This window comes from Ferrovibrio sp. (assembly GCF_017994015.1).
Classification (GTDB): Bacteria; Pseudomonadota; Alphaproteobacteria; order Ferrovibrionales; family Ferrovibrionaceae; genus Ferrovibrio.
This window is the reverse complement of sequence record NZ_JAGOLP010000002.1, coordinates 1-26722: the sequence shown is the minus strand read 5'-3', so window position 1 is coordinate 26722 and position 26722 is coordinate 1. Positions and strand designations below refer to the sequence as shown.

Here is a 26722-nt window from a genome sequence, read left to right as displayed (position 1 = left end):
GCAACACGCTCTAAGCCATTGGCCCGCCTTGCATAGTGGCGCGGCATCAAGCACCATGCGGGCATGGACCGGGAGCATCAGGCCGAACTTCTGCACCGTGTGGCGCAAGCAGCCGACCGCGCCGCCTTTGCCGAATTGTTTGCGCATTTTGCGCCACGGGTGAAAGGCTACATGCTGCGCCAGGGCGCGCCCGAGGATGTGGCCGAGGAACTGGCGCAGGAAAGTCTGGTCACATTGTGGCGCAAGGCGGCCAGTTTTGATCCGGCCCAGGCTTCGGTGGCAACCTGGATTTTCACCATTGCGCGCAACAAGCGCATCGACCGGCTGCGGCGCGAGCGGCGGCCGGAATTTGACCCGGAAGACCCCGCCCTGCTGCCCGACCCGCCGCCTGAGCCGGGCGCTGCCATGGATCAGGCCCAGGCCGAAACCCGGCTGCGCGCCGCGTTGGCCGAATTGCCGCCGGAACAGCGCCGGCTGCTTGATCTGGCCTTCTTCGGGGATATCTCACATCGCGATATCGCCGAGCGCGAAAAACTGCCGCTCGGCACCGTGAAGGGCCGTATCCGCCTGGCCCTGGCCAAGCTGCGCGGCCGGCTAGAACAGGATTAGCCCCGTTCTTTCAAACCCTGGGTGATGCGTTTGAGCAGGGTGATGAACTGCCTGCGCTCGGCCGGGCTGAGCAGGGCGGCCACATTGGCTTCATGCCGTTCCACGCCTTCGGTCAGCCGGGTCAGCAGGGCATGGCCTTTGGCGCTGAGCGACAGGGCATAGGAGCGTTTGTCGCTGGCCGCCTTGCGCCGCAGCACTAGGCCCTTGCGCACCAGTTGATCCAGCGCCGGGGTCAGAGTGGATTTGTCCAGGCCCACCGCCTGGCTCAGCGCGCTCTGGGTGATGCCGGGATTATGCGCCAGCAGGGTGAGCAGGCTGAAGCGCCCGGGCGAGACCGCATCCGGCCCGGCCTCGCGGGCAAAGTCGGCGTAATCGGCCAATTGCGCCATACGCAGGTGATAGCCGTAATAATCCGGCAGGCGGCCAAAATCCAGGCCGTGGCCGCTGGCTGCGGGCTTCGGTTTGGCGGCTGATTTGCGTGGTGCTGCCATGGTCAGTTCATATGCCCCGGCAGATACAACGCCAGGGCCGGAAACAGCACCAGCAAAGCCAGCCGCACAAGATCCATCAGCACAAACGGCATCACGCCCATATAAATCCGCCCCAGGCTGACATCGCGGGCGATTGAATTAATCACAAAAACATTGATCCCCACCGGTGGCAGCACCATGCCCAGCGACGTCACCATCACGATGATGACCCCGAACCAGATCGGATCGAAGCCGAGTTGCTGCATCACCGGATAGATGATCGGCACGGTCACCAGGATGATCGCCAGTTCGTCCATCAGCGCGCCGAGCACCAGATACATGATCAGGATCAGCACCAGCACGCCATAAGGCCCAACCGGCAGGCCGGTGAGGAATTCACTTACCTTCTGCGGTGTCTGCGTGATCACCAGGAAATAGCCGAACAGGAAGGCGCCTACCACGATGGTGAAGATTGACCCGCCGGTACGCACCGCTTCCACCAGGCTGGCCTTGATCTCGGTCCAGCCGAGCCGGCCGCGTGCGATGCCGATCAGCAGCGCACCACAGGCGCCGCAGCCGGCAGCCTCGGTGGCGGTGAAGATGCCGCCATACATGCCGCCGACAATGCCGATGAATAACAGCCCGGTGGCCCAGATATCGCGCAGGGCGGCCAGGCGTTCGCGCCAGGCGGTGCGCGGGCCGCGTGGCAGCCAATCGGGCCGCCACCAGCCGACGAGCTGGATCGTCAGCAGGTAAAACGCCACACCCAGCAGGCCCGGGATGATGCCGGCGATGAACAGCTTGCCGATATCCTGCTCGGTCAGGATGCCGTATAGCGCAAAGATCACCGAGGGCGGGATCATGATGCCCAGCGTGCCGCCGGCGGCGATCACGCCGGTGGAGAAGCCGGGATGATAGCCGGCACGGCGCATTTCCGGCAAAGCCACATTGGTCATGGTGGCGGCGGTGGCCACCGACGAGCCGTTGATGGCGGCAAAGCCGGCGCAGGCCGCCACCGTGGCCATGGCCTGGCCGCCGCGGCGATGGCCGAACCAGGCTTCGCCGGCGCGGAACAACTCGCGGCTCATGCCGGCGGCGGAAGCGAAGCAGCCCATCAGGATGAACATCGGGATCACCGCCAGATCGTAATCGGTGGCGACCCGGATCGGCGATTGCGCCAGCAGGTTCAGCGCCGGCTTGGTGGTAGCCAACAGGCCGAAACCGCCCACGCCGACAATGCCCATCGCCACACCCACCGGCACGCGCAGCAGCATCAGCACAAACAGCAGCACAAAGCCGACAACGGCCACAATATCCTGATCCACTAGAAAACCTCGTCGCTGCGGGTATCCACCCGCTTGCCGGCCAGCAGCCGCGCCAGGCGCAGCAACAGCAGCATTGCCGCCAGCAGCACGCCCAATGCCGCCAGGGCATGAAACGGCCAGACCGGCAGGCGCAGGTCAAATGTCTGCTCATGGCTGTAAAGCGTGCTCAGCACCTTGTCCTTCACCATCCAGGCGAAGAGTGCCATGAAGGCCAGAGTGATGGCGGTGGCAAAAATATCGATCAGGCGGCGGCCCCAGCGTGGCGCCATTTCCCAGAAACCATCCACCTGGATATGGCGGTTATGAAAACCGGCCAGGGCGATGCCCCAGAACATCGCGGTGCCAAGCAGCAGGCGCGAGAAATCAAACGAATCCGGCAGGCCGAAGCTGAACAGCCAGCGCAGCAGCACGGTAATGAAGGTAAGCAGGGCAACCAAGCCAAGCAGCAGGCCGGCAATCAGCTCGACCCTGTCGATGAAGCGATTCATCCTGGCTCCCCCGCCAAGCAATATAACAATGGCGGGGCGCCCGGCCCCGCCATCGCAAAATCAAAACCTCAGAAAGCCGCGCTGTCACGCTTCTTCAATTCGGCCTTCAGATCGGCCAGCGCTTTCTCGCCATCCACGCCAACCTTCTTCACGTCATCATACCAGATCTTGGTCATCTCGTCGCCAATCTTGCGCCAGGCTGCCATGTCGGCGTCGCTTGGCTTGACGAATTCATGATCCGGCATGGCGCGCAGCTTGGTGCGGCCGGCCGATTCCACATCGGCCCATGGCCCGGCCAGCGCCAAAGCAGCGTCGGTGTTGCAATTGGCATCCACCGCCTTCTTCTGGTTGTCAGACAGCTTGGCATAGCTGGCCTTGTTCATCACCAGCACAAAGTTGCTGACATAGAGCGGCGCATCCATATGCAGTTTCGCCACCTTGTCGATGCCGAACACAAACAGGCTGTCCCACGGGAAGGTGATGGCATCGGCGGTGCCACGCTCCAGCGATTCACGCGCTTCCGGCGCCGCCACCTGCACATTCACGCCGCCGGCCATGGTCACCAGGCGGGCCATGGTGGCATTGCCCGGGCGAATCTTCTTGCCCTTCAGGTCGTCGGGCTTGCTGATGCGAACCTTGCCGTGAAACGTCGCCGCGTCATGCGCCCAGGTCAGGCAGAGTTTCACATCGCTCATTTCCTTCTGGCCATAAGGGCGATACCAGGAGTCGAGTGCGGCCGAACCCTGTTTGGCATTGGCGAGCAGGAAGGGCAGTTCGCTGCCGGCAATCACCGGAAAGCGGCCCGGCGTGTAGCCCGGATTGACATAGGTGAGATCGGCCACGCCGTCACGCGCCATGTCGTAATGATCCTTGGCAGCGCCAAGCTGCTGCGCCGGGAAAATCTGCGTTTTCACCGTGCCGCCGGAGGCTTTCTCCACTGCCGCGCCCCAGGCGGTGAAACCGGCCTGCAACGGGTGCTGCGCCGGCAGCCAATGGCCGAGCCGCAAGGTCACCGGCTTGTCCTGCGCCTGGGCAGGCAGCAGGGCGGCCGGTGCGGCAACGGCAAACAACGCGGCAGATAAAAAGAGACTGGCCTTGATCGACATAAGCTGGTTTCCTCCGGTTTGCGGCCCGCTCGCCCCGTTGCCGGGATAGCGGCGGCGCCGTCATTGTTGGTGCGCCAGATTAGGCCGGAAATTAGTTTGAGATCAAACTGTTTCTTGACCGGCAGCGGGCTTCCATGCCACCTTGCCCAGCAAGGGAGAAAACACGCATGGAACGCTCATTCGCCAAGGAAATTCAGGCTTTGCGCCTGGGGCAGGGCGAGGTTTTTCACGGCGAGGGCATCCTCGCCGTCACCAAGGCATTGCTGCAATCCGGCGTTTCCTATGTTGGCGGCTATCAGGGCGCGCCGGTATCACATCTGATCGATGTATTAGTGCAGGCGCAGGATATCCTGGATGAACTCGGCATCCATCTTGAAACCTGCACCAATGAAGCCTCGGCAGCGGCGTTGCTCGGCGCCTCGATCAATTATCCGGCGCGTGGCGCCGTCACCTGGAAATCCATCGTCGGCACCAATGTGGCTTCCGATGCGTTGTCGAATCTTGCCTCGCCGGGTGTGATCGGCGGCGCGCTGATTGTGATCGGCGAAGATTATGGCGAAGGCGCCAGTGTGATCCAGGAACGCAGCCATGCCTATGCGCTGAAATCGTCGATGTGGCTGCTTGATCCGCGGCCCGAACTGGCCAGCATTGTGCGCTGTGTTGAAAAAGGCTTTGAACTGTCGGAAGCCAGCAACACGCCGGTGATGCTGGAATTGCGCATTCGCGCCTGCCATGTCACCGGCAGTTTCGCCGCTGCCGATAATCTGCCGGCCAATGTGTCGCGCAATGCCCGGGTCGGGCCGGCAGCATTTAATTACGAGCACCTGGCGCATCCGCCCGCCACGTTTCGCCAGGAAAAACTGAAATTTGAACAACGCCTGCCGGCGGCGCAGCGCTTCATCCTGGAGCATGGCCTGAATGAAGTGATGCCGGGAGAGCTAGCTGATTGCGGCATCATCGTGCAGGGCGGCATCTATAACGCGCTGCTGCGTGCCTTGGGCAATCTTGGCCTGGCCGATGCTTTCGGCAAATCGCGGCTGCCGTTGCTGGTGCTGAATGTCACGCATCCACTGGCGCCAAGCCAGATCACCGATTTCTGCGCCGACAAAAGCCATCTGCTGGTGGTTGAGGAAGGTGGCCCGGATTATCTCGAACAGGCGATCGGCAGCATCCTTCGCCGCGCCGATCTGAACTTGCGCCTGGCCGGCAAGGATGTGTTGCCGATGGCCGGTGAATATACCATCGAGGTGCTGACCCGTGGCCTGCTGGCCTGGCTGCCCAAGGCGCAGCCGGCGCTTGATCTGGCAGCGCCCAGCGAAGCCTTTGCCCGCGTCCAGGCGCAGCGCGCCCATGCCGCCGAATTGATCGGCCCGGACTTGCCGCTGCGGCCGCCGACTTTCTGCACCGGCTGCCCGGAACGCCCGGTTTTCACCGCAATCAAGCTGGTGGAGCGGGAAACCGGGCCGGTGCATGTGGCGGCCGATATCGGCTGCCATGCGCTGGCCACCTTTGCGCCTTTCTCGGTCGGCAATTCGATCCTCGGCTATGGCATGAGCCTGGCTTCGGCCGCCGGCGTCGGACCGATCTCGCGCCGCCGCCCGGTGGCGATCATGGGCGATGGCGGCTTCTGGCATAATGGCCTGATCACCGGCGTCGCCTCATCGCTGTTCAATCGCGGCGATGGTGTGCTGATCGTGCTGCAAAACGGCTATACCTCGGCCACCGGCGTGCAATACCTGCCGTCCTCGCTCGGCAACCGCCATGATGCCAGCCAGGGCGGCGGCGCCGATATCGAAACCACATTGAAGGCGCTGGGTGTAAAATGGGTGCGCCGGCTGCGCTCCTATGGCCTGGCCGGCATGACCGGCGCGCTGAAAGAGGCGCTCAGCACGGCGCAGCAGGGCCTCAAGGTGATTATCGCCGAGGGCGAATGCCAGTTGGCGCGCCAGCGCCGCATCAAGGGCGAGGAAGCCAAGGCCCTGGCTGCCGGCGAGCGGGTGTTGCGCACCCGCTTCGGTATCGATGATGCGGTCTGCACCGGCGATCATTCCTGCATCCGGCTATCGGGCTGCCCGTCGCTCACCATCAAGCCCAATCCCGATCCGTTGCGCAGCGATCCGGTGGCGCATGTCAATCAGGGCTGTGTTGGCTGCGGCCATTGCGGCGAAGTGGCGCATGCCGCTGTGCTCTGCCCGTCCTTTTACAAAACCGAGATCGTGCATAACCCAAACTGGTGGGACAAACTGAGCCATCGCCTGCATGGCGCTGTAATCACCTGGCTCGGCGGGGCGCGGGTATGAGCCAGCTTAAACCGATCACGCTGTTGGTTGCGGCTTTGGGCGGCGAAGGCGGCGGTGTGCTGACCGACTGGATCAGCGGCGCAGCCCAGCGCGCCGGCCATCCGGTGCAGGCCACCTCCATCCCGGGCGTGGCGCAGCGCACCGGCGCGACGACTTATTATATCGAAATCTGGCCGGAAGTTTCTGCGGCCCGCCCGGTGATGTGCCTCAATCCCGGTTTGGGCCAGGTTGATGTGATGATCGCCAGCGAATTTGTTGAAGCCGGCCGCGCCATGCTGCACGGCTATGTCACGCCGGATCGCACATTGCTGATCGCTTCCACGCATCGCATCTTCGCCGTGGCGGAAAAAAGCGGCATGGGCGATGGCCGCTACGATACTTCGCGGCTGTTCCGCGCCGCCCGCGAATGCGCCCGTGCCGCCATCCTGTTTGACATGGACGCGGCCGCGAAAGAGTCCGGTTCGATCCTCAATGCCGTGCTGCTTGGCGCCCTGGCCGGCAGCGGCGCGCTGCCGCTGGCGCCGGAATTATTTGAGGCCGGCATCCGTGATGAAGGCAAGGCGGTGGAGAGCAACCTGGCCGGCTTCCGCTTTGGCCTGGCGCATGCCCGCGGCGAGATCGCGGCGGCCCAGGCCCGGGCTGCGCAAGCCACAGACAAGGCCGTGTTGCCGCTGGCCGATCTGGCGCAGCGCGTGGATGCCCTGCCCGAGGCGGCGCAGGTTTTTGCTGCTGAAGGCGTGAAGCGCCTGATCGATTACCAGGATGCCGCCTATGCCGCGCTCTATCTGGATCGCCTGCAAAGCCTGGCGCCGCTGGATGGTGATGGCCGGCTGCGGCGCGAGGTGGCGCGGCATCTGGCGGTGCGCATGAGCAGCGAGGATGTGATCCGCGTGGCGCAGCTCAAGCTCAAGCCGGAACGCTTCAAGGCGATTGAGCGCGAAACCCGCATCCAGGCTGGACAGCCTTATCGGGTGGCGGATTTCCTCAAGCCCGGCATCGAGGAACTGGCTGGTTTGCTGCCATCGCGTCTGGCGGTGCCGCTGCTGCGTTTGAGCGAACGGCGCGGCTGGCTTGGCAAATGGCATCTCGCCATGACCCTGCCGAGCAATCGGCTGGGCGGTTATCTGCGCTTCCGTCTGCTGGCCGGGTTGAAGCCCTGGCGCCGCCGCAGCCATCGTTTTGCCGAGGAGCAGGCGCGGATTGAAGACTGGCTCGACCTGATCCGGCGCGGCGCGGCACTGGATCCGCTTTTGGGCCTGGAAATCGCTGAATGCGCCCGGCTGATCAAGGGTTATGGCGATACCTTCCAGCGCGGCGTGCAGAATTACCAACGTATCCGGCAATACCTGATCCTGCCGGCCCTGGCCGGTGCCATGGCGCCGGGCCTGGCTGCCGAAGCCTTGATGCAGGCGCGCATCGCAGCGCTGAAAGACCCTGAAGGCGAAACCCTGGGCCGCACCCTGGCCGCCATTGCCGACAAGCTGGAGCCGCGCCATGCCGCCGAGTGAAACCGTTGCACTGAAGCCGCATGTTTCAGTGGTGCCGCTGGAAGTGCAATGGGGCGATTGCGACCCGGCCGATATCGTATTCTATCCGAATTACCTGGCCTGGTTCGATAGCGGCACCTGGCGCCTGCTCGCCGATGCCGGCTATGACCTGGCCGCCTTGCGCCGCATCGGCTCGATTGGTTTTCCCATCGTCAATGTGGAAGCCAAATTCCTTGCCCCGGCAGCGGCGCAGGATCGCATCGCGGTGCATAGCCAGATCGCCGCCTGGGGCAATGCCTCATTCCAGGTGCTGCATCGGATCCGGCGCCAGGACGGCACTCTGCTGGTGGAAGGCCGCGAAAAGCGCGTGCTGGCCCAGGCCGATCCGGCCCAGCCCGGCAAGCTCAAGGGCCTGCCGGTGCCAGCCGACATGATCCAGCGCCTGGGTTGTGGCGAGTAAGCGGCGGGGTGTACCTGCCCCCATAATCGTCATGCCCGCGAAAGCGGGCATCCCATTTTTTCCAAATATGTCTGAATTCCTGGGAAAATGGGATGCCCGGGTCAAGCCCGGGCATGACGACGGTGGGAGTGATGAAAGGGCGTCGCGCCTCAGCGATACAGCGATGTGATGTAATCGGCGCCGAGGCCGATCTTCTCGTAATGCGCCTTGCACAATCCGATATAGTCATGCACGTCGAAATGCCCGGCGGAATTGCCGTTTTCATCGAGCCAGATCAGCGGCCCGGTGACGATGAAAAACACTTTCATCGGCTGTTCATGCTCATAGGCCACCAGGGTATGGCCCTCGCCCGGCGTCTCATACACAAAGTCGCCCGCCGTGGCGGTCCAGTCATGCTCCAGATAGCCCCATTTGCCGGAGATGGTATAGGCAAACACCTCATGCGGATGGTAATGCCGGTTCACCAGCCCGGCCGCCTTGGCCATCAGGATGTCGCACCACTTGTTCTGTGCCGGCGAAATCCACAAGGGCCGCGACGATACGGTTTCGGTGAACGGCACATAAAGTTTTTCGTCATCGCTCGGCGCATTGCGGATATAGGCTTCCGGCAGCGCATCCGGCTTGAAAACTGGGCTGATCGGCTTGAGGTCGCGCCAGAATTCGGCTTTCGGGGCTTCGGGCATGGGGCTTGCTCCTGGTTGCTTGGCTGGTGGAAGGGTTCAGATATGCATGCCGCCATCGGCCATCAGCACGCTGCCGGTGGTGAAGCTGCTGGCGTCACTGGCCAGGAACAGCACGGCTTCGGCGATTTCCTCCGGCAAACCATGGCGGCCCAACGGAATGATGCCATCCAGGAAGGCGCCGGCTTCCTGGCCGATGGCCTGGCTCAAGCCGGCCTCCACATGGCGCTGAAAGCCATTGTCGATCGGCCCCGGCGCCAGCACATTGACGCGGATGCGGCGCGGTGCAGCTTCCTTGGCCACGGTGCGCATCAGGCCGATCAGGCCATGTTTGGAGGCGGCATAGGCGCAGATGCCGGGATCGCTGGTCACGCCCACCACGCTGGCAGTCATCACGATGCTGCCGCCATCGCGCAGGCGCGGCAGGCCGTATTTGCAGGCCAGGAAGGCGGCGCGCAGGTTAACCGCCAGCACGCGGTCCCACACGTCCTCGGGGTATTCCGTCACCGGGCGGATCACGCCGCTGATGCCGGCATTGCAGAACAGCACGTCGATGCCGCCCCAGCGTTCGCTGGCGGCTTCCAGATAAGCCTGGCAATCGCCGCTATCGGCCACATCGGCGGCACAAACCGCCACCTGCCCGGGCGCCGCAAGCGCGCGTTCGGCGGCATCCAGTTTTTCCGCATCACGATCCACCAGCAGCAGGCTGGCGCCCTCGGCCAGCAGGCGGCGTGCCGCTGCCAGCCCCAGGCTGCCGGCGGCGCCGGTGATCACGCAGCTCTTGCCCGCAAGTTTGCCCATTGCCGGCTTCAGATCGGATAATGGCCGGGCTGGGTTTCCAGCGTGATCCAGCGCAGTTCGGTGAATTGCTCAATGCCGGCCTTGCCGCCGAAGCGGCCATAGCCGGAAGCCTTCACGCCGCCAAACGGCATCTGGGCTTCATCATGCACAGTCGGGCCGTTGATATGGCAGATGCCGCTTTCAATGCGCCGTGCCACGCCCAGCGCGCGCGGGATATTGCGGCTGAACACGGCGGCGGAAAGGCCGTATTCGGTGTCGTTGGCCGTTGCCACCGCCGCCTCGTCGCCATTCACCCGCACCACACAGGCCACCGGGCCGAAACTTTCCTCATGATAGATGCGCATGGCCGGCGTCACATGATCCAGCACGGTGGCGGCCATCACAGCGCCATCGCGTGTGCCGCCGGCCACCAGTTTGGCGCCCTGGCGCACCGCTTCATCCACCAGGGTAAGGATGCGGTCGACGGCTTCCGGGTTGACCAATCCGCCCAAAGCCACGTTACCCTGGCGCGGATCGCCGGCCGGCATGGATGTGGCCTTGGCGGCAAAACGTCGCACAAAATCATCGCCCACGGCGTTATCCACCACAATACGCTCGGTCGACATGCAGATCTGGCCCTGATTCATGAAGGCGCCGAAGGCGGCCGCCTTCACCGCTTCATCCAGATCGGCATCGTCCAGCACCAGCAAAGGCGCCTTGCCGCCCAGTTCCAGCAGCACCGGCTTAAGCTGGCGTGCCGCCAGTTCAGCCACCACGCGGCCAACCCGGGTCGAGCCGGTGAAATTCACCCGCCGCACCGCCTTATGCGCAATCAGTGCCGCCACCACCTCGGGCGCATCGGCCGGCGCATTACTCACCACGTTGATCACGCCGGGCGGCAGGCCGGCTTCCTGGATGGCCGTGGCGATCAGGCGATGGGTGGCAGGGCAGAGTTCGGAGGCTTTCAGTACCACGCTGTTGCCGCAGGCCAGCGGCATCGCCACGGCGCGGGTGCCCAGGATCACCGGGGCATTCCATGGCGCGATGCCCAGCACCACACCCACCGGCTCGCGCGTCGCCATGGCCAGGCAGCCCGGCTTGTCAGACGGGATCACCTCGCCGCCGATCTGCGTTGTCATCGACGCCGCCTCGCGCAGCATGCCTGATGCCAGATGCACATTGAAGCCGGCCCAGGCGGCGGTGGCGCCGATTTCGGCCTGCATGGTGGCGCGGAAATCCGCCGCCCGCGCCGCCAGCGCATCGGCGGCTTTCAGCAACAGGGCGCGGCGCGCATTCGGCCCCAGCGCCGCCCAGGCCGGATAGGCGGCGGCGGCGGCATCGGCGGCGGCATTGGCATCGGCCACGCTGGCGGCAGCGGCGCGGGTTGCCACCTGGCCACTCAGCGGGTCGATGCGGTCAAAACTCTTGCCGGCAGCCGCCGGCCGATCCGCGCCGCCGATCAGCAACTGGGTCTCGAACATGGTTTGCTCTCCTTATTGAAATGAGATCAGTGTGCGCCGAGATAGGCGCGCTGCACCGCCGGATCGTCGCGCAAGGCGGCGGCGCTGCCGGCGCCGACAATGCGGCCCTGCTCGATCAGATAGCCGCGATCAGCAATCGCCAGGCTGCGTTTGGCATTCTGTTCCACCAGCAAAACGCCGATACCGCTGCTGCGGATACGGCCCAGCGCGTCAAACAGCTCGCCGCAGATCAGCGGCGACAGGCCGAGCGAGGGCTCATCCAGCAGCAATATGTCGGGCGCCGACATCAGCGCGCGGCCAATCGCCACCATCTGCTGCTCGCCGCCGCTCATGGTGCGCGCCGCCTGCGCCAGCCTTTCGCCCAGGCGCGGAAACAGCGCCAGCACGCGGGCCAGGTTCTGCGCTTCCTGGGCGCGGGCGCGGCGCGGATAGGCGCCCAGCAGCAGGTTTTCGCGCACGCTCAAATCACCGAAGATGCCGCGCCCCTCGGGCACCAGGGCCAGCCCGGCCTCCACCACGGCATGGGCCGGCAAGGCGCCGATATCCTGTCCAGCCAGATGGATCGTGGCGTCGCGGCCACGCGGCAGCAGGCCGGCCACGGCTTTCAGCAACGAAGTCTTGCCGGCGCCATTGGCGCCCAGGATCACCACGATCTCGGCTTTGGCGACGCTGAGCGCCAGATTATCCACGGCGCGGTGGCGGCCATAGGCGATGCTGAGCCGGGCCACCTCAAGCATTGTCGTCTCCCAGATAGGCGCGCACCACTTCCGGGTCGCTCAACACCTCGGCCGGGCCGCCCAGCGCAATGCGCCGCCCGGCATTCATCACCACGCAGCGGTCGCACAGGCTGCGGATCGCATCCATCACATGCTCCACCATCAGGATGGCGATGCCGTCATGCCGCAGGCCGGCCACCAGATTGATCGCCTCGCGCAATTCGGTCGGATTAAGCCCGGCCAGCCATTCATCCAGCAGCAGCAGGCGTGGCCGCAAAGCCAGGGCGCGCGCCAGTTCCAGGCGTTTCTGGTCGATATAGGTCAGTTCGCCGGGCAAGGCCGCACCACGCCCGCCCAGGCCAACCCGGGTCAGTAACTGCTCAACTTCCGTGGCCGCTTCGCGGCCCCAGCGCCGCTCGGCACCGAAGGCGATGCCGGCCAGCACATTGTCGCGGCAATCCAGCGAGGCCAGTGGGCGCACCAGCTGAAACGTGCGTGCCAGGCCGGCGCGGGCGATGCGATGCGCCGGTAGATTGTGAATCGCGCGGCCCTCGAACAACACCGTGCCGGCATCCGGCGCCAGCGCGCCGGACAGCAGGTTCATCACCGTGGTCTTGCCCGAGCCATTCGGCCCCAGCAGGCCCATGATCTCGCCCGGCTGCACGTCGAAGGCCACGTCATCCACCGCCACCAGGCCGCCGAAACGCCGGGTCAGGCCGGCCACGCTGAGCAGGGCTTTCATGGCCGGTCACCCTGCTTGTTCAGCCGCTGACGCAGGCTTTCCAGCAAGCCCACCACGCCCTGCGGGATGGCATAAACAATCAGCATGAAGGCCAGGCCGATCAGGATGCTGAAATGGTTCGGGAAACGCGCCAGCAGATATTCAAACAGCAATGTCAGCGGGATGACGCCGAAAAGCGGGCCATACAGCCGGTGCACGCCGCCCAGCAACGCCATGATCAGCACCTGGAAAGACAGCACCGGATTGAAGGCGATGGCCGGGTCGATATAGGTCCAGCGCGGCGCCATCACGGCGCCGGCCAGGGTCATGAAACTGGCCGAAAAGGCAAACAGCAGCACCTTGGCCCAGGTGGTGTCGATGCCGACATGGCGCGCCACGGTCTCGTCATCGCCGATCACGCGCAGGGCCAGGCCCAGGCGTGAGCGCCGGATCAGGAAGCCGGCCAGGAAAACCAGCGCCGCCAGGGCCAGCAATTGCCAGTAAATCTGCTCGGTGGTGATATCCACAAACACATAACGCCCGAGCGTGCGGGTCTTGTTGACCTCGAACCAGGTGACAAGCTGGCGGATCAGTTCAGCCAGGCCGAAGGTGAAGATGACAAAATAGACGCCGCTGAGCCTGAGGGTGGCGAGGCCCACCAGCAGCGCAACGCAAAGCCCGATGCCGAGCGCGATCAGCAGAACCAGGCTCCAGGGCAACAGCTCGCCCAGCACCGCCACGCTATAGGCGCCGATGCCGAAGAAGGCCACGGTGGCCAGAGAGACATAGCGCGTCGGGCCGGAAAACAGTGCCCAGGCAGTGGCCAGCACGGTGTAATTCAGGATGCCGATGGCCAGCGACAGGCCATAACCATCCAGCCAGCGCGGTAGCAAAACCAGCAGACCGAGGCCAACAACGGCGGCAATAACGGCAAGCACAAGCCTGGTATTCATCGCTTGGCGCCCCCGAACAGGCCCTGCGGTCGCACCAGCAGGATCAGCAGGAACAGCGTATAGGTGGCGGCCAGGGTGAGGCCGGGATCAACCAGGGTGGCCACAAAGGTTTCGGTCAGGCCCAGGATCAGCCCGGCCACCAGGCAGCCCATCAGGTTGCCGACGCCGCCCATGATCACCACGATCAGCGCCTTCATGGTGAACACCACGCCGATATTGGCATTGAAGGTGAGGAACATCGAAGTCAGCACACCGCCCGAGGCAACCAGCGCGCCACCGAGCGCAAAGGCCGCTGCCGCCATGGCGCGCACATCAATCGCCACCAATTGCGCCGCCACCGGGTCCACCGCCACGGCGCGCAACGCAGTGCCGGTGCGGGTGCGGGTCAGGCCGAGCCACAGGCCAAGGCCGATCAGCAGGGCGAAGCCCAGCGCCAGCAGCCGGTTGGCGGCGATGGTGGCGCCAAATACCTGCACCGGCACGGCCAGGAAGGAATAGCTGAAATAGGCACCGCCAAAGAGCGCCAGCATGATGCCTTGCAGCACAAACAGCAGGCCGAAGGTGGCCAGGATGCTATCCACTTCCAGCGCGTCGCGGCTTTTGGCGCGCCGCACCAGCGGGGTGAGCAGGAAACGATAGATCAGCCAGTTCAGCAAAGCCGCCGCCGGCACCACCAGCAGCAGACCCAGCAGCGGATTGATCTGGCTGCCGGTATAGAGCCAAAGGGCAGCAAAAGAGGCGGCCACCAGGCTTTCGCCATAGGAAAGATTCATGATGCGGGCCACGCCATATTGCAGCGTCAGGCCCATGGCCACCAGCGCATACATGCCGCCGAGCGTTATGCCGGTGATGAGCGCATCAAAGAGCATTACTGAACTACCTTCATGTCGGGAAAAGCGGCCGCCGCAATGTTGAGCGGCGGCCGGTATACGTCACTGCTGCCAGGCGGCTTTCGGCGTCTTGACCGCGCCGATGCCCGGGCGCTGCGGCGCCACGCCGGTGAAGAAGCCGCCCTGCCACTGGCCGATATAGGCGAAGGCATCCTTGGGCATGTTGTCCACCAGCTTGATCTTGCCGATCACGGTGTCGAATGTGCCGCTCTGCAACTCCTTGATGATCGCCGCGCGGTCGAGCTTGCCGACACGCTCAATCGCCTGCTCCAGCATCTGCAAGGAGGAATAACCGACCTGGCTGCCCCAGTAATCCGGGTCGCGGTTATGCATCGCCAGATGCTTCTTGCGGTATTCCGCTGTGGCGGCATTGTTCGGGTCCCAGCCGCCAAGCGACAGGATACCCTCCGCATTGGCGCCGAAACGCTGCGGATAGAGCGGGAAGCCCACACCCACGCCCATGAACATCACCTTGGCGGTGTAATTGGCGATCTTGGCCTGATCGGTCAGCGCCATGGTATCCGGCGGATAGCTGAAAGCCACAAAGGTATCAGCGCCGGAACGCTGCGCCTCGCTCACCAGCGGCGCCATATCCTGGGTGCCGATCGGATAGCTCTTGTCGTAGACCAGCTTGAGGCCAGCCTTCTCAAAGCCTTCGCGTGCCGCCTTCGACAGGTCGATGCCAAAACCATCGGCAATCGAGACCATGGCGACATTGCCGTTGATCTTGCCTTCGGCCTTGGTCTTGACCAGCAATTCTACCAGTGCATCAACATATTGTTTGCTGGTACCGAGGAACCAGAAGCTGTTCGGCCAGCGCTTGACCAGCTCCGGCGCGCGGTCGGTCACCGCCGAAAAGGCCAGTTGCGGATAGCCGTATTTGTTGAAGACCGGGCCAACCGCCAGGTTGAGGCCGGTGCCCCAGGGCGGAAACAGCAGATCCACCTTGTCCTGGGTGATCAGGCGTTCCACGGCGCGCACGGCTTCTTCCGAATTCGAGCGGTCGTCATATTCGATCACCTCGATGGGCAGGCGCTTGCCGCCCACCATCAGGCCGCCCTTGTCATTCACTTCCTTCACCCAAAGCTGATAATTCGGGATCTGGGTGATATTGGCGCCGCCGGCATTGGGGCCGGTCTTGGAAATCGCATAGCCGATTTTGACTTTGTCCTGCGCCGTTGCCGCCGGCGCGGCCAGGCCCAGGCTCAAGCCCAGGGCGCCCGCCAGCGCCAGGCCGCTAAGGCCCTTCACGATGGATCGCATTATAGTTTCCTCCTTGAAGCGCCGCCGGTCGGTTATCGTGCCGGTGGTTCTGCTGCCGGCCAGATTAGGCTTGGGCAGCACAGGCTTCTTGCCTCAGAGTGAACTGAAAAAGCTTCGTATGCCTACGATTCTGCGTTGTTGCGTCGCAGCAAGAAATTAGGGTCCGGACCCTAATCCGTTGGATATCAAACTATTCTTCGGCCCCGCCGCCTGCTAGAATGCGGCCAGGGAGAAACAATGGCGATCCGTGCGCATAGCATAGCCTTCGAGGCCGAGACCGGGGTGAGCGACCGGCTGGAGCGCTGGGGCGATTTTGTGCGTGAACATATCGGCTGGCTTGAAGCGGATACGTTCGGGGATCCAAAATTTGACGGCCAGCTTGATCTGGGCGAACACCGCAATCTGAAAATCTGCCGCATCGCCGCCAGCCGGCATCGTGTGGTGCGCACGCCGCGGCTGATCCGGCGTGATGATCGCGGCTATGTCAAGATCGTCGCCCAGCTTGAAGGCGCGGCGCGGTTTGAACAGGGCGGCCGCCAGGTGGTGATCACGCCCGGCGAATGGGGCATCTACGACACCACGCAAACCTATGTCGTATCGAATTCAGACCGCATCGTGCAGGCGGCGATCCTGCTGCCGCGCGACCAGCTCACCCGGCTCGGCCTGGAAGTGGATCGCCTGGCCGTGCGGCGCTTCAACCGCAGCAGCCCGGCCGGGCAACTGGTTTATGACCTGCTGCTGCAAGCCCATGCCGCCCTGCGCGGCGAAACCAGGACTGTCCCGGCCGATGCAGCGCCCGCCGATGCAGCATTGCGGCCGCTGACGGATGATTTTGGCGCGCTGCTGGCCGATCAGGTGGCGCGCTCGGCGCATGAACTGGAACGCGGCATCGATGATGGCCATCGCCTGCGCCAGCGCATCCTGGCTTTTGTCGGCCAGCAATTGCGCGATCCGGCATTGTCGATCGAGGCCATCGCCGCCGCCTTCGGCTATTCCAAACGCTATCTGCACAAGCTGTTCGAGGGCGAGCCGGCCACGTTGAGCGAACTGATCTGGCGCCAGCGGCTGGAGCGGGTGCGCAGCGATCTTGGCAATCCGGCGCAGCGCCACCGCACCATCACCGATATCGCCTTTGACTGGGGTTTCAACAGCTCGTCGCATTTCAGCCGGCTGTTCCATGCCCGCTTCGGCGTTTCGCCACGCAAATTCCGGGCGCTGGCCCAGGAGGGCGGGCTGCTTTAGTCTGGGGGCGATTCGAGCAGGAGCCGCCCAATGAGCCTTGAACTCTGGTTTGCCTTCGTCGCCGCGTCCAGCGTGATGCTGCTGATCCCCGGCCCCACCGTGCTGCTGGTGGTGTCTTATGCTTTGGGCCAGGGCTGGCGCGCCGCCCTGCCGATGGCGGCCGGCGTGGCCTTGGGCGATTTCACCGCCATGACGCTCAGCCTGCTCGGCCTTGGCGCGCTGCTCGCCACATCGGCCACCGTGTTCACTATCCTGAAATGGATCGGCGCCGCCTATCTGGTTTATCTCGGCATCAAGCTGTGGCGTGCCGGCGATGCGCTCAATGCCGAGCCGCGCCGCGATGCGGTGTCGAAGGCGCGGATGCTCGGCCATGCCTGGCTGGTCACCGCGCTCAATCCCAAAAGCATCACGTTTTTTGTTGCTTTCCTGCCGCAATTCCTCGATCCAGCGGCGGATTTCCTGACCCAGATGGTGATCCTGGAAGCCACTTTCCTTGTGCTGTGCTCAGCCAATGCGGCAGGGTATGCCCTGGTTGCCGGCAAGGCGCGCCAGGCGGTTGGTTCGCCGCGTGTGGTGCGCGCCTTCAACCGCACCGGCGGTGCGCTGCTGGTCGGTGCCGGGGTGGCCACCGCCACAATTCGTAGTCAGTGATCATGCGGCGGCGCGGCTTCCTGGCCCTGCTTGCGGCTTCCGCTGCCGCCCCGGTGCTGCTCCGGGCCGGCGCGGCAGATGCGCAGAATGCCGCCGAATTGCGCGGCACCTGGCCGGTCTGGGATAGCGGCCGCAGCGGCCGCAACGATCCGCAGCCTTATCCCACCGGGGTGGATCTCGGCTTTGTGCCCGGCCTGCCGCTCACCCTGGCGCGGCCGGCCAGCCTACAGCGGGCGGAATTGCCGCCGGCGCGCCAGATCGGCTGGCCCAGCTTGGTGGCCACGGTTGAAAATCCCGGAAAACCGCTCACTATCCGGCTGTTGGGTGTGGCGGCCAAGGCGCGGCCGGGTGAGCCGATTGCCGCCGGCCAGCCGCTCGGCCTGGTGGCCGATGCGGCGCCGATATGGCCCGGCATCGCCAATCATGTGACGCTGGAAGTTTATATCGATGGCAAGCGGATCGATCCGCGCCCCTGGCTGGCCCGCTTGCTGCCGCAAGGCGTGCCGATGTCGCCCAGCCCGCCGACCCAGGCGGCGGTGCTATGGCCACAATGGGCCTTGCGCGCCGAGGCGTTGCGGCTGGCCAAGCTGGGCGATAACCGCACCGCCTTGGCGCGTTTGCGCGCGGCCTTGCGCCTGCCGGCCTGGAAAGCCAGTAATCTCGATCTGGCCGAGGATGCCAGCTTTGCCGCCCGCGCCGCCCAGGATCGTCGCGCCGAAGCGGCAGCCCTGCAACATGCGCTCGGCCTGCTGCGGGCGGAAATCCCCTATGCCCAGGGCATGCTGCCGGCACCTTTGCTCGGCCCGGTTTCGGCGGCGCGCAGCCCGGCCAGCCTCTACGCCCTGGAAGGCCGCCTGGAACAGCGCCGGGCCGCCATCGGGCCGCTGCCGCCTTTGGCAGCCGATGCGGCTGAAGAGGATTGAGTTTGCAAAACTGCGAAAAATTCTAACACCTGTTAGAACATCACCCGGCATCTGTTGACTTCCACCCGCCAGACGCTCACTTTCCGCTACAATTCAATCAAGCACGCCAACCCTATCCCCGGAGGAAGAAGCCATGACCGCCTGCATCGTAGGCTGGAGCCACAGCAAGTTCGGCAAGCTGGATGACAAGACCCAGGAAGACCTGATCGTTGAAGTGGCGACCCAGGCCATCATCGATGCCGGGATCGAGCCGAAGGATGTGGATGCGATCTATCTCGGCACCTTCAATGGCGGCCTGGTGGAGCAGGATTTCCCGGCCTCGCTGGTGTTGCAGGCCGATCCGGGCCTGCGTTTCAAGCCGGCCACAAGGCTGGAAAATGCTTGTGCCACTGGCACGGCGGCGGTGTTCCAGGGCTTGCAGGCGATTGCGGCGCGCAAGGCGCGCTTTGTGCTCTGCGTCGGCGTGGAGAAGATGACCTCGGCGCCCAACGATGTGGTGGGCAACATCCTGCTCAAGGCCAGCTACCGCAAGGAGGAGAATTTCGCCCAGGGCGGTTTCGCCGGCGTGTTTGACAGCATCCAGAGCAAGTATTTCCAGAAATACGGTGACCAGTCGGATGCCACCGCGATGATCGCGGCCAAGAATCACAAGAACGGCTCGGTCAATCCGCTGGCGCATATGCAGCGCGATTTCGGCTTTGATTTCTGCCGCAATGTTTCCGACAAGAATCCCATCGTGGTCGGCGGCCTGAAGCGCACCGATTGCTCGATGGTGTCGGATGGCGCCGCCGCCCTGGTGCTCACCGATGTGCAGACCGCGCTCGGCATGAAGAAGGCCATCGCCTTCCGCGCCGCCAAGCATGTGCAGGATTTCCTGCCGATGTCGAAGCGCGACGTGATCGCCTTTGAAGGCCCGGCCAAGGCCTGGGCTGATGCGCTTGATGAAGCCGGCCTTGATGTGTGGGATCTGTCCTTTGCCGAAAGCCATGATTGCTTCACCATTGCCGAACTGATCGAATACGAAGCCATGGGCCTGACTGCGCCGGGCCAGGGCGCCAAGGCGATCCTGGAAGGCTGGACCCAGAAGGATGGCAAGCTGCCGATCAATCCTTCGGGCGGCCTCAAGGCCAAGGGCCATCCGATCGGCGCCACCGGCGTGTCGATGCATGTCATGGCGGCGATGCAGTTGAATGGCTCGGCCGGCGCCTTGCAGGTCAAGGATGCCAAGATCGGCGGCGTCTTCAACATGGGTGGCGTCGCGGTGGCGAATTACGTCTCGATCCTCGAACCGATCCGCTGAGGCTCCAATGACTGACAGCTTCCGCGCGGTTCTGATCGAGGATGTGGATGGCAAGCCCAAGGCCGGCTTCAAGCAATTGACGCTGGCCGATCTGCCGCAGCATGACGTGCTGGTGGAGATCGCCTATTCCACGGTGAACTATAAGGACGGCCTGGCCCTGACTGGCGGCCGTATTGCGCGCAAGCTGCCGATGGTGGCCGGCATCGATCTGGCCGGCACCGTCGTGGAATCGGCCGATCCGGAATGGAAGCCGGGCGACCGCGTGCTGGTCAACGGCTATGGCCTGTCGGAAACGCAATGGGGCGGCTATAGCCGCTATCAGCGCGTCAAGGGCGAATGGCTGGTCAGCGTGCCGGATCATTTCAGCCTGGCGCAAGCCATGGCGGTAGGCACGGCGGGCTACACCGCCATGCTCTGCGTCATGGCGCTGGAAGATGCCGGCCTGGTCAAGGATGAACGCGCCGATGCTTTGCCGGTGCTGGTCACCGGCGCTGCCGGCGGTGTCGGCTCAGTGGCGGTGGCGTTGCTGGCGGCGCGTGGCTTCAAGGTGGTGGCCGCCACCGGCCGGCCCGAAACCCATGAATATCTGCGTGGCCTGGGCGCCAGCGATTTTATTGATCGCGCCGAGCTTGCCGCCAAGGCGCCGGCTTTGGCCAAGGAACGCTGGGCGGCAGTGATCGACAGCGTGGGCGGCCAGACCCTGGCCAGCGCCATCAGCCAGACCCAGTATGGCGGCTGGGTGGCGGCCTGCGGCATGGCCGGTGGCAATGATGTGCCGGCCAGCGTGTTTCCTTTCATCCTGCGCAATGTCAGCCTGCTCGGCATTGATAGCGTGATGGCGCCGTCGCATCGCCGCCGCCGCGCCTGGTGGCAGCTCGGCACCGGCCTGCCGCTGGATAAACTCGATGCCATGACCGAGACGCAGCCGCTCTCGGCCATTTTCGACCTGGCGCCGCAGATTCTCGCCGGCAAGATCAGGGGCCGCACAGTGATTGACGTGAACGCCTGAGGGCGGCGGCAACCGCTCCGTCGTCATGCCCGCGAATGCGGGTATGGGCCTCTCAAAGCCTGCCAACCCCTCAATCGTCATGCCCGGGCGAAGACCCGAGCATCCAATTTTGCCTGTTTCTTCAATGGTTTTTCAATTGGCAAGAGATGCCCGGGTCAAGCCCGGGCATGACGATTGAGGTGTGTTGGGCAGCAGCAGCCCTGCCGCATCTTTTTCCTTTTGCCTCGATTGTAATGCTAGCGTACAATTCCCGGAAACAGGTTCTGGGAGGAACACGCGATGGGCAGCAAACCGCCCTTCCTGCCGCTTGCGCTGGCGACACCGCGCATATTGCGCAGCGAACGTGCCGATGGCGGCTTTGTGCTCGAAAGCGCCGAGCCGTTGGGCGATTATCCGGCGCATCTGGGCCTCGATCTTGAGCGCCAGGCGCGGCAACAGCCGGATACCAGCTTTCTCGCCGAACGCGGCAAGGATGGCGCCTGGCGCCGCCTGAGCTATGCCCAAGCCTGGGACAATGCCCGCCGCATCGCCGCCAGCCTGATCCGGCGCGGCATGGGCCAGCATACGCCGGTTTTGCTGCTATCCGGCAACAGCATCGATCATGCGCAGTTTCTGCTCGGCGCCTATCTGGCCGGGGTGCCGGCAGCACCGGTCAGTGTTGCCTATTCGCTGATGAGCCAGGATCACGCCAAGCTGCGGCATATCTTTGATCTGGTGCGGCCCACCATGATTTTTGTCGAAACCGCTGCCCCCTTTGCCAAGGCGTTGCAGGGGCTTGATCTGGCCGGTGTTGAAGTGGTGAGCGGCGACGCTGCGCCGGATGGCATACCGGCCACCGCCTTTGCCGACCTGCTGGCACAGCCGCCCGATGCAGCAGCCGCACAGCGCTTCGCCGCGATCGAGCCGCATTGGGTGGCGAAATACCTGTTCACCTCCGGCTCCACCGGGCTGCCCAAAGGCGTGGTCAACACACATCGCATGCTGTCGTCGAACCAGCAATCCATCGCGCAGATCTGGCCCTTCCTGGCCGAGACCAAGCCGGTATTGCTCGACTGGCTGCCGTGGAACCACACCTTTGGCGGCAATCACAATTTTAATCTGGTGCTGCGCCAGGGCGGCACGTTGTTCATTGATAATGGCAAACCGGCGCCGGGCCTGATCGAGCAGACCGTGGCCAATCTGGCCGAGGTGTCGCCGACGCTGTATTTCAACGTGCCGGCCGGCTATGCCATGCTGCTGCCCTATCTGGAGCGCGACGAAGCACTCTGCCGCCGCTTCTTCGCCGAGCTGAAACTGATTTTCTATGCTGGCGCCGCTTTGCCGCCCGATCTGTGGGCGCGGTTGGAAGCGCTCAGCGTGCGCACGCTCGGCCGCCGCGTGGTGATGACCTCAAGCTGGGGCTCCACCGAAACCGCGCCATTGGCCACCGCTGCACATTTCCTGATTGAACGCGCCGGCGTGATCGGCGTGCCTATCCCCGGCACCCGGATCAAGTTTGTGCCCTCGGGCGGCAAGCTGGAAATGCGCGTCGCCGGGCCGAATGTCACGCCGGGATATCTTGGCGATCCGCAGCAGAATGCCGCCGCCTTTGATGATGAAGGGTATTACCGCATCGGCGATGCCGGCAAACTGGCCGATGCCGCCGCGCCGGAAGCCGGCATTGTGTTTGATGGCCGCACGGCGGAGGATTTTAAACTCACCACCAGCACCTGGGTGCATGTCGGCGGCTTGCGCGTGGCCGCCCTGGCTGCCTGCACGCCGCTGTTGCAGGATGCTGTGGTGACCGGGCATGACCGCGCCTTTGTCGGCCTGCTGGCCTGGCCTACGCCGGCCGCCAAGGCGATGCCGCGCGCCGATTTGCAGCAGGCCATCGCGGCAAAGCTCGTCGCCTATAATGCGACGCAGAATGGCTCGTCGATGATTGTGCGGCGAGTGTTGCTGCTGGATGAACCGGCCTCAATCGACGCCAACGAGATTACCGACAAGGGCTATATCAACCAGCGCGCGGTTCTGGAGTGCCGCCAGGCCTTGGTGGAGCAGCTTTATGCTGAAAAGCCGCACGCAGACGTGATCGTTGTTTCATGACCATCCTGTGACCGTCGTCACCTCGGACTCCTGTGTTTCGGGCTGAGCTATTCCCATCTGGACACAAAGGCGTAAAACCCGCGCCCGCTTCAGTACAGGAATACTCGCCATGATTCGTCGTTGCCTTGCCCTGCTGGTTGCCGGTGCGGTTTTTGCCGCCGGTGCCGCCTTTGCCACCAAATTCAGCCAATCTGCCGGTGATGCGGCCGAAAGCCTGGCACTGCATGCCGAGGCCGTGGCGGTGGAAGATCGCGCCTATCCGGCCATCAGCCCGGTGCTCGATAATGCGGACCAGCTTGGCCTGAGCGAATTCCAGCGCCAGCAATTGCGCGCCCTGGCCAATCGCGTGCAGGGCGAAAGCAACGCCCTGCGGCGTGAGATCGCCCAGCTTGAAAAGCGCCTGGATCGCGGCTTTGCCGAACAGACCATCGATCCGCTGCGCATTGACGGCCTCACCGCCCGCATTGGCCAGCTTGAAGGCCGCCTGCGCGCTGCCGAATTGCTGGCCCGGCTTGATGCCAAGGCCATCCTGCTGCCCGAGCAGCTGGCGCTGTTTGCCCAGCTTGGCCATGCCGGCAGCGTGGCGGAAGTTGAGCCGGTTGAGCGGCCGATCGAGGAATTCTAAAAAAACCGTTTTGAAATCCAGCGCAGGCCGAACCAGGCCAGCAAAACCAGGGCGATGCCAGCCAGGATTTTAAGCTGCATCGCCTTGAGATCGCCCAGCATGGTTTCCATCGCGGCACCAAAATAATAGCCGGTGCTGCCGAAAATCCCGGCCCAGAGTGCGGCGGCGCAGAGATTGAGCAGCACAAAACGCCGCGTCGGGATTGCGCTCAGGCCAATTGCTATCGGCGCCACATTGCGGATGCCGTAAACAAAGCGGAAGCCGAGCACAAAGATGGTGGGATAACGTTCCAGCCAACGTGTCGCCGGTGCGATGCGGGCGGCCAGGCCGGGCCGGGTTTCGAGAAAGCGCCTGCCATGATACCGCGCCAGGGCGAACCAGAGCTGGTCGCCGGCTGCCGAGCCAAGGAAGGCGCTAAGGATCGCCAGATCAAGCCGCAGCAGGCCCTGATGCGCGGCGAAGCCGGCCAGGATCAGGATCGTCTCGCCTTCCAGGAAGGTGCCGATCAGGATCGCGGCATAGCCGAATTGGGCAATCAGGTCGGCGGGGGCCAGGCTCATCGGTTCAGTCCCGGCCACGCGCCAGATAGCCCGGATTGCGGAAATCCGGCTTGCCGTAGAGCAGCGGCCGGCCCTGCCAGTCGCGCACACTGCCGCCGGCGGCTTCCAGCACGGCCTGCCCGGCAGCGGTATCCCATTCGCTGATACGGGCAAAACGCGGGTAGAGATCGGCTGCGCCCTCGGCAATGCGGCAGAATTTCAGCGACGAGCCGGCTTCCAGGCGGCGCCGCACCTTCTGGCCGGCCAGCCACTCGGCCAGTTCCGGATCGGGATGGCTGCGGCTCAGCAGCACATCGGCGCCCTCGGCCGGCATGGCGCGGGCCTGGATCGGCTCGCCGTTCTGATCAGTGGCATCGCGGAAGCGCCGCGCGCCGCCTGGCGTGCCCAGATAGGCGCGGCCATCCACCGGGGTCAGCACCACGCCCAGCCGTGGCCGGCCTTGCTCGATCAGGGCAATATTCACGGTGAATTCGCCGTTGCGCTTGATGAATTCGCGTGTGCCGTCCAGCGGATCAACCAGCCAGAACGGGCCGTTGCCGATGGCCGGAATCTCGCCGCGCGCGGCGCATTCCTCGGCCACCACCGGCACGCCCGGGCAGAGCTGCGCCAGCCCGGCCAGAATCACCGCCTCGGCGGCCTCGTCGGCATCGGTCACCGGGCTGTGGTCATCCTTGGCGCGGCTTTCAAACGGCGTGGCGTAAACCTGCATGATCGCATCCGCCGCCTGCTGCGCCAGCGCGCGCAAGCCTGCCGCCAGCGCCGGATTCTCACTCAAGCCCATCATTCAATCCTTCGGCTGGCGCAGCCGCTGCAATGCCACTTCATTGATATTCACCAGCCGCTTGCCGGCATGTTCAAAATTCACCGTCACGCGCGGCCCTACGGCGGATTGCACCTGGCCGATGCCCCAATCCGGTGCCTGTGGATTCTCCACCCAATCGCCGGGTGCAAAAGGCGATGGTGCCAGCATGGCGGCGCTCCTGATTGCGAAAGCCCGGGTGATTGCGAAAGCCTGGACGGCACTTTAAACAGAATCAGCCCGCAACTCCACGATCCGGATTCTGCATGACCGCCCAGCGCGATATCGACCTTGTGGCCTTGATCTGCTCCAAACTGTGCCACGATCTCGCCGGCAGTGTTGGCGCGGTGTCCAATGGCGCCGAATTGCTGGCCGAGGAAACCGATGCGACGATGCGCGAGGAAGCAATACGGCTGATCGCCCAGAGCGCCAATGATGCTGCCCGCCGACTGGCATTTTTCCGCCTGGCGCTGGGTGCCTCGGGCGGCCTGGACGAGCCGATGGCCAGCGCCGATCTGGCCCGCGTGGCGGGGGACTATTTCCAGGGTGGCCGGGTGCGGCTGCTGCCGCTGGTCGGCCTGCCGGCCAGCCTGCCCAAGCCGCTGGCCAAGGCCTTGCTGCTCGGCCTCAGCGTGATGGCGATGGCGTTGCCGCGCGGCGGCGCCCTGCGGCTGGATGTGCAGCAGGGTGAATGGCGGGTGCGCGCCGAAGGCACCCCCAGCAAATTGCCCGATGATGTGGCCGGCAGCCTGCTCAGCGATGCGGCGGTGGAAGAACCCGGCGGCGCCCTGGCGCGTCATGCCGCCGATCTGGCTGCCAGCGCCGGCTATCGCCTGGGGCTGGAAGCCGGGCCGGAAGGCGCCGCGCTCCGGTTTAGCAAATAGGGCGTTTGCTTAGCGGCTCGGCTTGAGCACCGCGCCGAGCGCCAGGGTGATCAGGCCCAAGGCGCCGAATTCCGGCCAGCCCGGCTGCTCGCCCAGCATCAGCATGGATGAAAACACCCCCACCACCGGGATCATCAGGGTGGACAGGCCACTGACCTGGGCCGGCAGCACCTGGACCAGCCGGTTCCACACCCAGTAGCAGAACACGAAGCAGATCACGGCGTTATACAGCGCCGCGCCCCAGGCCAGGGCGGAATAGCTGTGCCAGCGGTCGGTTTCGAAGATCGGCGCCAGCAGCATGATCGGCAGCCCGCCCAGCACCATCTGCCAGCCGACAAATGGCACGCTGGGCATCGGGATGGCATACAGCTTGGTCAGCATGGTGCCGAAAGCCCAGGAAATTGCCGCGCCCAGCACCAAGGCCACACCCAGTGGCGCCGCCAGCATCGCCTGCCATTCGCCGCCCAGCAAAACCGCCAGGCCGCAAAGCCCGATCAGCAGGCCGGCCAGTTTCCAGCCATTCAGCCGTTCGTGCAGGAAATAGGCTGAAAGCGGCACCAGCCAGAGCGGCATGGTGAAGGCGATGATCGTGGTGCGCCCGGCCGGCAGCATACCCAGGCCATACAGCACCAGCACATTCCAGCCGGTGATATTGCACAACGAAATCAGCAGCATCTGGCGGAAACGCCCGGCCGGGATGCCCAGCGGCATGCGCATGGCGATGGCGATGGCGAACAGGCCGATGGCGCCGCCGCCCAGGCAGAAGGTGCGGAAGGTGAAAACCGGAATTTCGTTCAGCGCCAGCTTCATGATCGGCCAGTTCAGGCCCCAGAACAGCGTCAGCAGCGCCAGCAGGATAGCGACGAGGTGGATAACGTGGCGCGCAGCGGGGCTGCTTTGGCGGCAGAATTGGTC

The 26722-nt window shown here is 64.4% G+C and carries 28 protein-coding genes; 12 read left to right on the top strand and 16 right to left on the bottom strand.

The genetic code is table 11. The features are described from left to right. The first annotated feature begins 63 nt into the window (after window positions 1-63). The gene (locus KBB36_RS01855; protein WP_290976059.1) at window positions 64-609 is read left to right on the top strand and encodes a sigma-70 family RNA polymerase sigma factor; all 546 of its coding nucleotides are present in this window, start codon (window positions 64-66) and stop codon (window positions 607-609) included. Here KBB36_RS01855 and KBB36_RS01850 read toward each other — a convergent pair. The 4 genes from KBB36_RS01850 to KBB36_RS01835 form a co-directional block, all read right to left on the bottom strand. Next, a complete protein-coding gene (locus KBB36_RS01850; RefSeq protein ID WP_290976058.1) occupies window positions 606-1100 on the bottom strand; it encodes a MarR family transcriptional regulator in 495 nt (164 codons plus the stop codon). The two genes, KBB36_RS01855 and KBB36_RS01850, sit on opposite strands and share 4 nt — an antisense overlap. Window positions 1101-1102: 2 nt before the next feature. After that, window positions 1103-2404, bottom strand: coding sequence for a TRAP transporter large permease (locus tag KBB36_RS01845; RefSeq protein ID WP_290976056.1), 1302 nt, complete (start codon window positions 2402-2404; stop codon window positions 1103-1105). Next, a complete protein-coding gene (locus KBB36_RS01840) occupies window positions 2404-2892 on the bottom strand; it encodes a TRAP transporter small permease (RefSeq protein ID WP_290976055.1) in 489 nt (162 codons plus the stop codon). Before KBB36_RS01840 ends, KBB36_RS01845 begins: the two co-directional genes overlap by 1 nt. A 68-nt stretch (window positions 2893-2960) precedes the next feature. Next, window positions 2961-3998, bottom strand: coding sequence for a TRAP transporter substrate-binding protein (locus KBB36_RS01835; protein WP_290976053.1), 1038 nt, complete (start codon window positions 3996-3998; stop codon window positions 2961-2963). Window positions 3999-4165: 167 nt separating this feature from the next. Between KBB36_RS01835 and KBB36_RS01830 the strand changes: the two genes are divergently transcribed. The 3 genes from KBB36_RS01830 to KBB36_RS01820 are packed head-to-tail and all read left to right on the top strand — an operon-like array spanning window position 4166 to window position 8245. Beyond that, a complete protein-coding gene (locus KBB36_RS01830; protein ID WP_290976051.1) occupies window positions 4166-6298 on the top strand; it encodes an indolepyruvate ferredoxin oxidoreductase subunit alpha in 2133 nt (710 codons plus the stop codon). Beyond that, window positions 6295-7806 carry an indolepyruvate oxidoreductase subunit beta family protein gene (locus tag KBB36_RS01825; protein WP_290976050.1) on the top strand — a complete coding sequence of 504 codons (1512 nt, stop codon included), beginning with the start codon at window positions 6295-6297 and terminating at the stop codon, window positions 7804-7806. Before KBB36_RS01830 ends, KBB36_RS01825 begins: the two co-directional genes overlap by 4 nt. Continuing rightward, entirely contained in the window at window positions 7793-8245 is a 453-nt protein-coding gene (locus KBB36_RS01820) for an acyl-CoA thioesterase (protein ID WP_290976048.1), read from the top strand. Before KBB36_RS01825 ends, KBB36_RS01820 begins: the two co-directional genes overlap by 14 nt. Window positions 8246-8394: 149 nt before the next feature. Here KBB36_RS01820 and KBB36_RS01815 read toward each other — a convergent pair whose 3' ends face one another. From KBB36_RS01815 to KBB36_RS01780, 8 genes are all read right to left on the bottom strand, one after another. Next, window positions 8395-8928, bottom strand: coding sequence for a 2,4'-dihydroxyacetophenone dioxygenase family protein (locus KBB36_RS01815; RefSeq protein WP_290976046.1), 534 nt, complete (start codon window positions 8926-8928; stop codon window positions 8395-8397). Window positions 8929-8964: 36 nt separating this feature from the next. Further along, window positions 8965-9726, bottom strand: a complete 762-nt coding sequence (locus KBB36_RS01810) for an SDR family NAD(P)-dependent oxidoreductase (protein WP_290976044.1) — start codon at window positions 9724-9726, stop codon at window positions 8965-8967. A gap of 8 nt (window positions 9727-9734) precedes the next feature. Next, on the bottom strand, window positions 9735-11186 hold the full coding sequence (locus KBB36_RS01805) for an aldehyde dehydrogenase (protein WP_290976042.1): 1452 nt from the start codon (window positions 11184-11186) through the stop codon (window positions 9735-9737). Window positions 11187-11212: 26 nt separating this feature from the next. Next, window positions 11213-11923 carry an ABC transporter ATP-binding protein gene (locus KBB36_RS01800; protein ID WP_290976038.1) on the bottom strand — a complete coding sequence of 237 codons (711 nt, stop codon included), beginning with the start codon at window positions 11921-11923 and terminating at the stop codon, window positions 11213-11215. Then, complete coding sequence (locus KBB36_RS01795) at window positions 11916-12644, bottom strand: ABC transporter ATP-binding protein (protein WP_290976036.1); 729 nt, start codon at window positions 12642-12644, stop codon at window positions 11916-11918. The genes KBB36_RS01800 and KBB36_RS01795 overlap by 8 nt, the downstream gene beginning before the upstream one ends. After that, window positions 12641-13576, bottom strand: coding sequence for a branched-chain amino acid ABC transporter permease (locus KBB36_RS01790; protein WP_290976034.1), 936 nt, complete (start codon window positions 13574-13576; stop codon window positions 12641-12643). Before KBB36_RS01790 ends, KBB36_RS01795 begins: the two co-directional genes overlap by 4 nt. Further along, window positions 13573-14445, bottom strand: coding sequence for a branched-chain amino acid ABC transporter permease (locus KBB36_RS01785; protein ID WP_290976032.1), 873 nt, complete (start codon window positions 14443-14445; stop codon window positions 13573-13575). Before KBB36_RS01785 ends, KBB36_RS01790 begins: the two co-directional genes overlap by 4 nt. 63 nt (window positions 14446-14508) lie before the next feature. Then, entirely contained in the window at window positions 14509-15729 is a 1221-nt protein-coding gene (locus KBB36_RS01780; RefSeq protein ID WP_290976029.1) for an amino acid ABC transporter substrate-binding protein, read from the bottom strand. 237 nt (window positions 15730-15966) lie between these two features. Between KBB36_RS01780 and KBB36_RS01775 the strand changes: the two genes are divergently transcribed. The 7 genes from KBB36_RS01775 to KBB36_RS01745 all read left to right on the top strand — a co-directional run bounded on the left by KBB36_RS01775 (window position 15967) and on the right by KBB36_RS01745 (window position 23564). Further along, on the top strand, window positions 15967-16971 hold the full coding sequence (locus tag KBB36_RS01775; protein WP_290976026.1) for a helix-turn-helix domain-containing protein: 1005 nt from the start codon (window positions 15967-15969) through the stop codon (window positions 16969-16971). 30 nt (window positions 16972-17001) lie between these two features. Beyond that, a complete protein-coding gene (locus KBB36_RS01770) occupies window positions 17002-17622 on the top strand; it encodes a LysE family translocator (protein WP_290976023.1) in 621 nt (206 codons plus the stop codon). Between the two features lie 2 nt (window positions 17623-17624). Then, window positions 17625-18545, top strand: a complete 921-nt coding sequence (locus tag KBB36_RS01765; RefSeq protein ID WP_290976020.1) for a hypothetical protein — start codon at window positions 17625-17627, stop codon at window positions 18543-18545. Between the two features lie 133 nt (window positions 18546-18678). Continuing rightward, the gene (locus tag KBB36_RS01760; RefSeq protein ID WP_290976017.1) at window positions 18679-19845 is read left to right on the top strand and encodes an acetyl-CoA acetyltransferase; all 1167 of its coding nucleotides are present in this window, start codon (window positions 18679-18681) and stop codon (window positions 19843-19845) included. A 7-nt stretch (window positions 19846-19852) separates the two neighbouring features. After that, a complete protein-coding gene (locus KBB36_RS01755; protein WP_290976014.1) occupies window positions 19853-20854 on the top strand; it encodes an MDR family oxidoreductase in 1002 nt (333 codons plus the stop codon). 279 nt (window positions 20855-21133) lie between these two features. Further along, window positions 21134-22939 (top strand): feruloyl-CoA synthase, encoded by a 1806-nt coding sequence (locus KBB36_RS01750; protein WP_290976012.1) that lies wholly within the window; start codon window positions 21134-21136, stop codon window positions 22937-22939. Window positions 22940-23048: 109 nt separating this feature from the next. Continuing rightward, window positions 23049-23564: a hypothetical protein gene (locus KBB36_RS01745; RefSeq protein WP_290976010.1), complete on the top strand. Its 516-nt coding sequence runs from the start codon at window positions 23049-23051 to the stop codon at window positions 23562-23564. On the opposite strand, the gene KBB36_RS01740 is transcribed toward KBB36_RS01745, so the two are convergent. Genes KBB36_RS01740 through KBB36_RS01730 form a run of 3 tightly spaced genes read right to left on the bottom strand, consistent with a single transcriptional unit; the run spans window position 23561 to window position 25094 of the window. Then, window positions 23561-24124, bottom strand: a complete 564-nt coding sequence (locus tag KBB36_RS01740; protein WP_290976007.1) for a DedA family protein — start codon at window positions 24122-24124, stop codon at window positions 23561-23563. The genes KBB36_RS01745 and KBB36_RS01740 overlap by 4 nt on opposite strands. Window positions 24125-24128: 4 nt before the next feature. Continuing rightward, window positions 24129-24908: a 3'(2'),5'-bisphosphate nucleotidase CysQ gene (gene cysQ / locus KBB36_RS01735; protein WP_366933161.1), complete on the bottom strand. Its 780-nt coding sequence runs from the start codon at window positions 24906-24908 to the stop codon at window positions 24129-24131. Next, the gene (locus KBB36_RS01730; protein ID WP_290976003.1) at window positions 24909-25094 is read right to left on the bottom strand and encodes a DUF3553 domain-containing protein; all 186 of its coding nucleotides are present in this window, start codon (window positions 25092-25094) and stop codon (window positions 24909-24911) included. Window positions 25095-25189: 95 nt separating this feature from the next. Between KBB36_RS01730 and KBB36_RS01725 the strand changes: the two genes are divergently transcribed. Continuing rightward, window positions 25190-25807, top strand: a complete 618-nt coding sequence (locus KBB36_RS01725; protein ID WP_290976001.1) for a histidine phosphotransferase family protein — start codon at window positions 25190-25192, stop codon at window positions 25805-25807. Between the two features lie 9 nt (window positions 25808-25816). On the opposite strand, the gene KBB36_RS01720 is transcribed toward KBB36_RS01725, so the two are convergent. Then, a partial coding sequence (locus KBB36_RS01720; RefSeq protein ID WP_290975999.1) for a DMT family transporter occupies window positions 25817-26722 on the bottom strand: 906 nt, incomplete at its 5' end.

Coding starts and splice junctions, on each gene's coding strand:
- KBB36_RS01855 (WP_290976059.1), top strand. CDS start 64: ATGGACCGGGAGCATCAGGCCGAACTTCTGCACCGTGTGGCGCAAGCA.
- KBB36_RS01850 (WP_290976058.1), bottom strand. CDS start 1,100: ATGGCAGCACCACGCAAATCAGCCGCCAAACCGAAGCCCGCAGCCAGC.
- KBB36_RS01840 (WP_290976055.1), bottom strand. CDS start 2,892: ATGAATCGCTTCATCGACAGGGTCGAGCTGATTGCCGGCCTGCTGCTT.
- KBB36_RS01835 (WP_290976053.1), bottom strand. CDS start 3,998: ATGTCGATCAAGGCCAGTCTCTTTTTATCTGCCGCGTTGTTTGCCGTT.
- KBB36_RS01830 (WP_290976051.1), top strand. CDS start 4,166: ATGGAACGCTCATTCGCCAAGGAAATTCAGGCTTTGCGCCTGGGGCAG.
- KBB36_RS01825 (WP_290976050.1), top strand. CDS start 6,295: ATGAGCCAGCTTAAACCGATCACGCTGTTGGTTGCGGCTTTGGGCGGC.
- KBB36_RS01820 (WP_290976048.1), top strand. CDS start 7,793: ATGCCGCCGAGTGAAACCGTTGCACTGAAGCCGCATGTTTCAGTGGTG.
- KBB36_RS01815 (WP_290976046.1), bottom strand. CDS start 8,928: ATGCCCGAAGCCCCGAAAGCCGAATTCTGGCGCGACCTCAAGCCGATC.
- KBB36_RS01810 (WP_290976044.1), bottom strand. CDS start 9,726: ATGGGCAAACTTGCGGGCAAGAGCTGCGTGATCACCGGCGCCGCCGGC.
- KBB36_RS01805 (WP_290976042.1), bottom strand. CDS start 11,186: ATGTTCGAGACCCAGTTGCTGATCGGCGGCGCGGATCGGCCGGCGGCT.
- KBB36_RS01800 (WP_290976038.1), bottom strand. CDS start 11,923: ATGCTTGAGGTGGCCCGGCTCAGCATCGCCTATGGCCGCCACCGCGCC.
- KBB36_RS01795 (WP_290976036.1), bottom strand. CDS start 12,644: ATGAAAGCCCTGCTCAGCGTGGCCGGCCTGACCCGGCGTTTCGGCGGC.
- KBB36_RS01790 (WP_290976034.1), bottom strand. CDS start 13,576: ATGAATACCAGGCTTGTGCTTGCCGTTATTGCCGCCGTTGTTGGCCTC.
- KBB36_RS01785 (WP_290976032.1), bottom strand. CDS start 14,445: ATGCTCTTTGATGCGCTCATCACCGGCATAACGCTCGGCGGCATGTAT.
- KBB36_RS01780 (WP_290976029.1), bottom strand. CDS start 15,729: ATGCGATCCATCGTGAAGGGCCTTAGCGGCCTGGCGCTGGCGGGCGCC.
- KBB36_RS01775 (WP_290976026.1), top strand. CDS start 15,967: ATGGCGATCCGTGCGCATAGCATAGCCTTCGAGGCCGAGACCGGGGTG.
- KBB36_RS01770 (WP_290976023.1), top strand. CDS start 17,002: ATGAGCCTTGAACTCTGGTTTGCCTTCGTCGCCGCGTCCAGCGTGATG.
- KBB36_RS01765 (WP_290976020.1), top strand. CDS start 17,625: ATGCGGCGGCGCGGCTTCCTGGCCCTGCTTGCGGCTTCCGCTGCCGCC.
- KBB36_RS01760 (WP_290976017.1), top strand. CDS start 18,679: ATGACCGCCTGCATCGTAGGCTGGAGCCACAGCAAGTTCGGCAAGCTG.
- KBB36_RS01755 (WP_290976014.1), top strand. CDS start 19,853: ATGACTGACAGCTTCCGCGCGGTTCTGATCGAGGATGTGGATGGCAAG.
- KBB36_RS01750 (WP_290976012.1), top strand. CDS start 21,134: ATGGGCAGCAAACCGCCCTTCCTGCCGCTTGCGCTGGCGACACCGCGC.
- KBB36_RS01745 (WP_290976010.1), top strand. CDS start 23,049: ATGATTCGTCGTTGCCTTGCCCTGCTGGTTGCCGGTGCGGTTTTTGCC.
- KBB36_RS01740 (WP_290976007.1), bottom strand. CDS start 24,124: ATGAGCCTGGCCCCCGCCGACCTGATTGCCCAATTCGGCTATGCCGCG.
- cysQ (WP_366933161.1), bottom strand. CDS start 24,908: ATGATGGGCTTGAGTGAGAATCCGGCGCTGGCGGCAGGCTTGCGCGCG.
- KBB36_RS01730 (WP_290976003.1), bottom strand. CDS start 25,094: ATGCTGGCACCATCGCCTTTTGCACCCGGCGATTGGGTGGAGAATCCA.
- KBB36_RS01725 (WP_290976001.1), top strand. CDS start 25,190: ATGACCGCCCAGCGCGATATCGACCTTGTGGCCTTGATCTGCTCCAAA.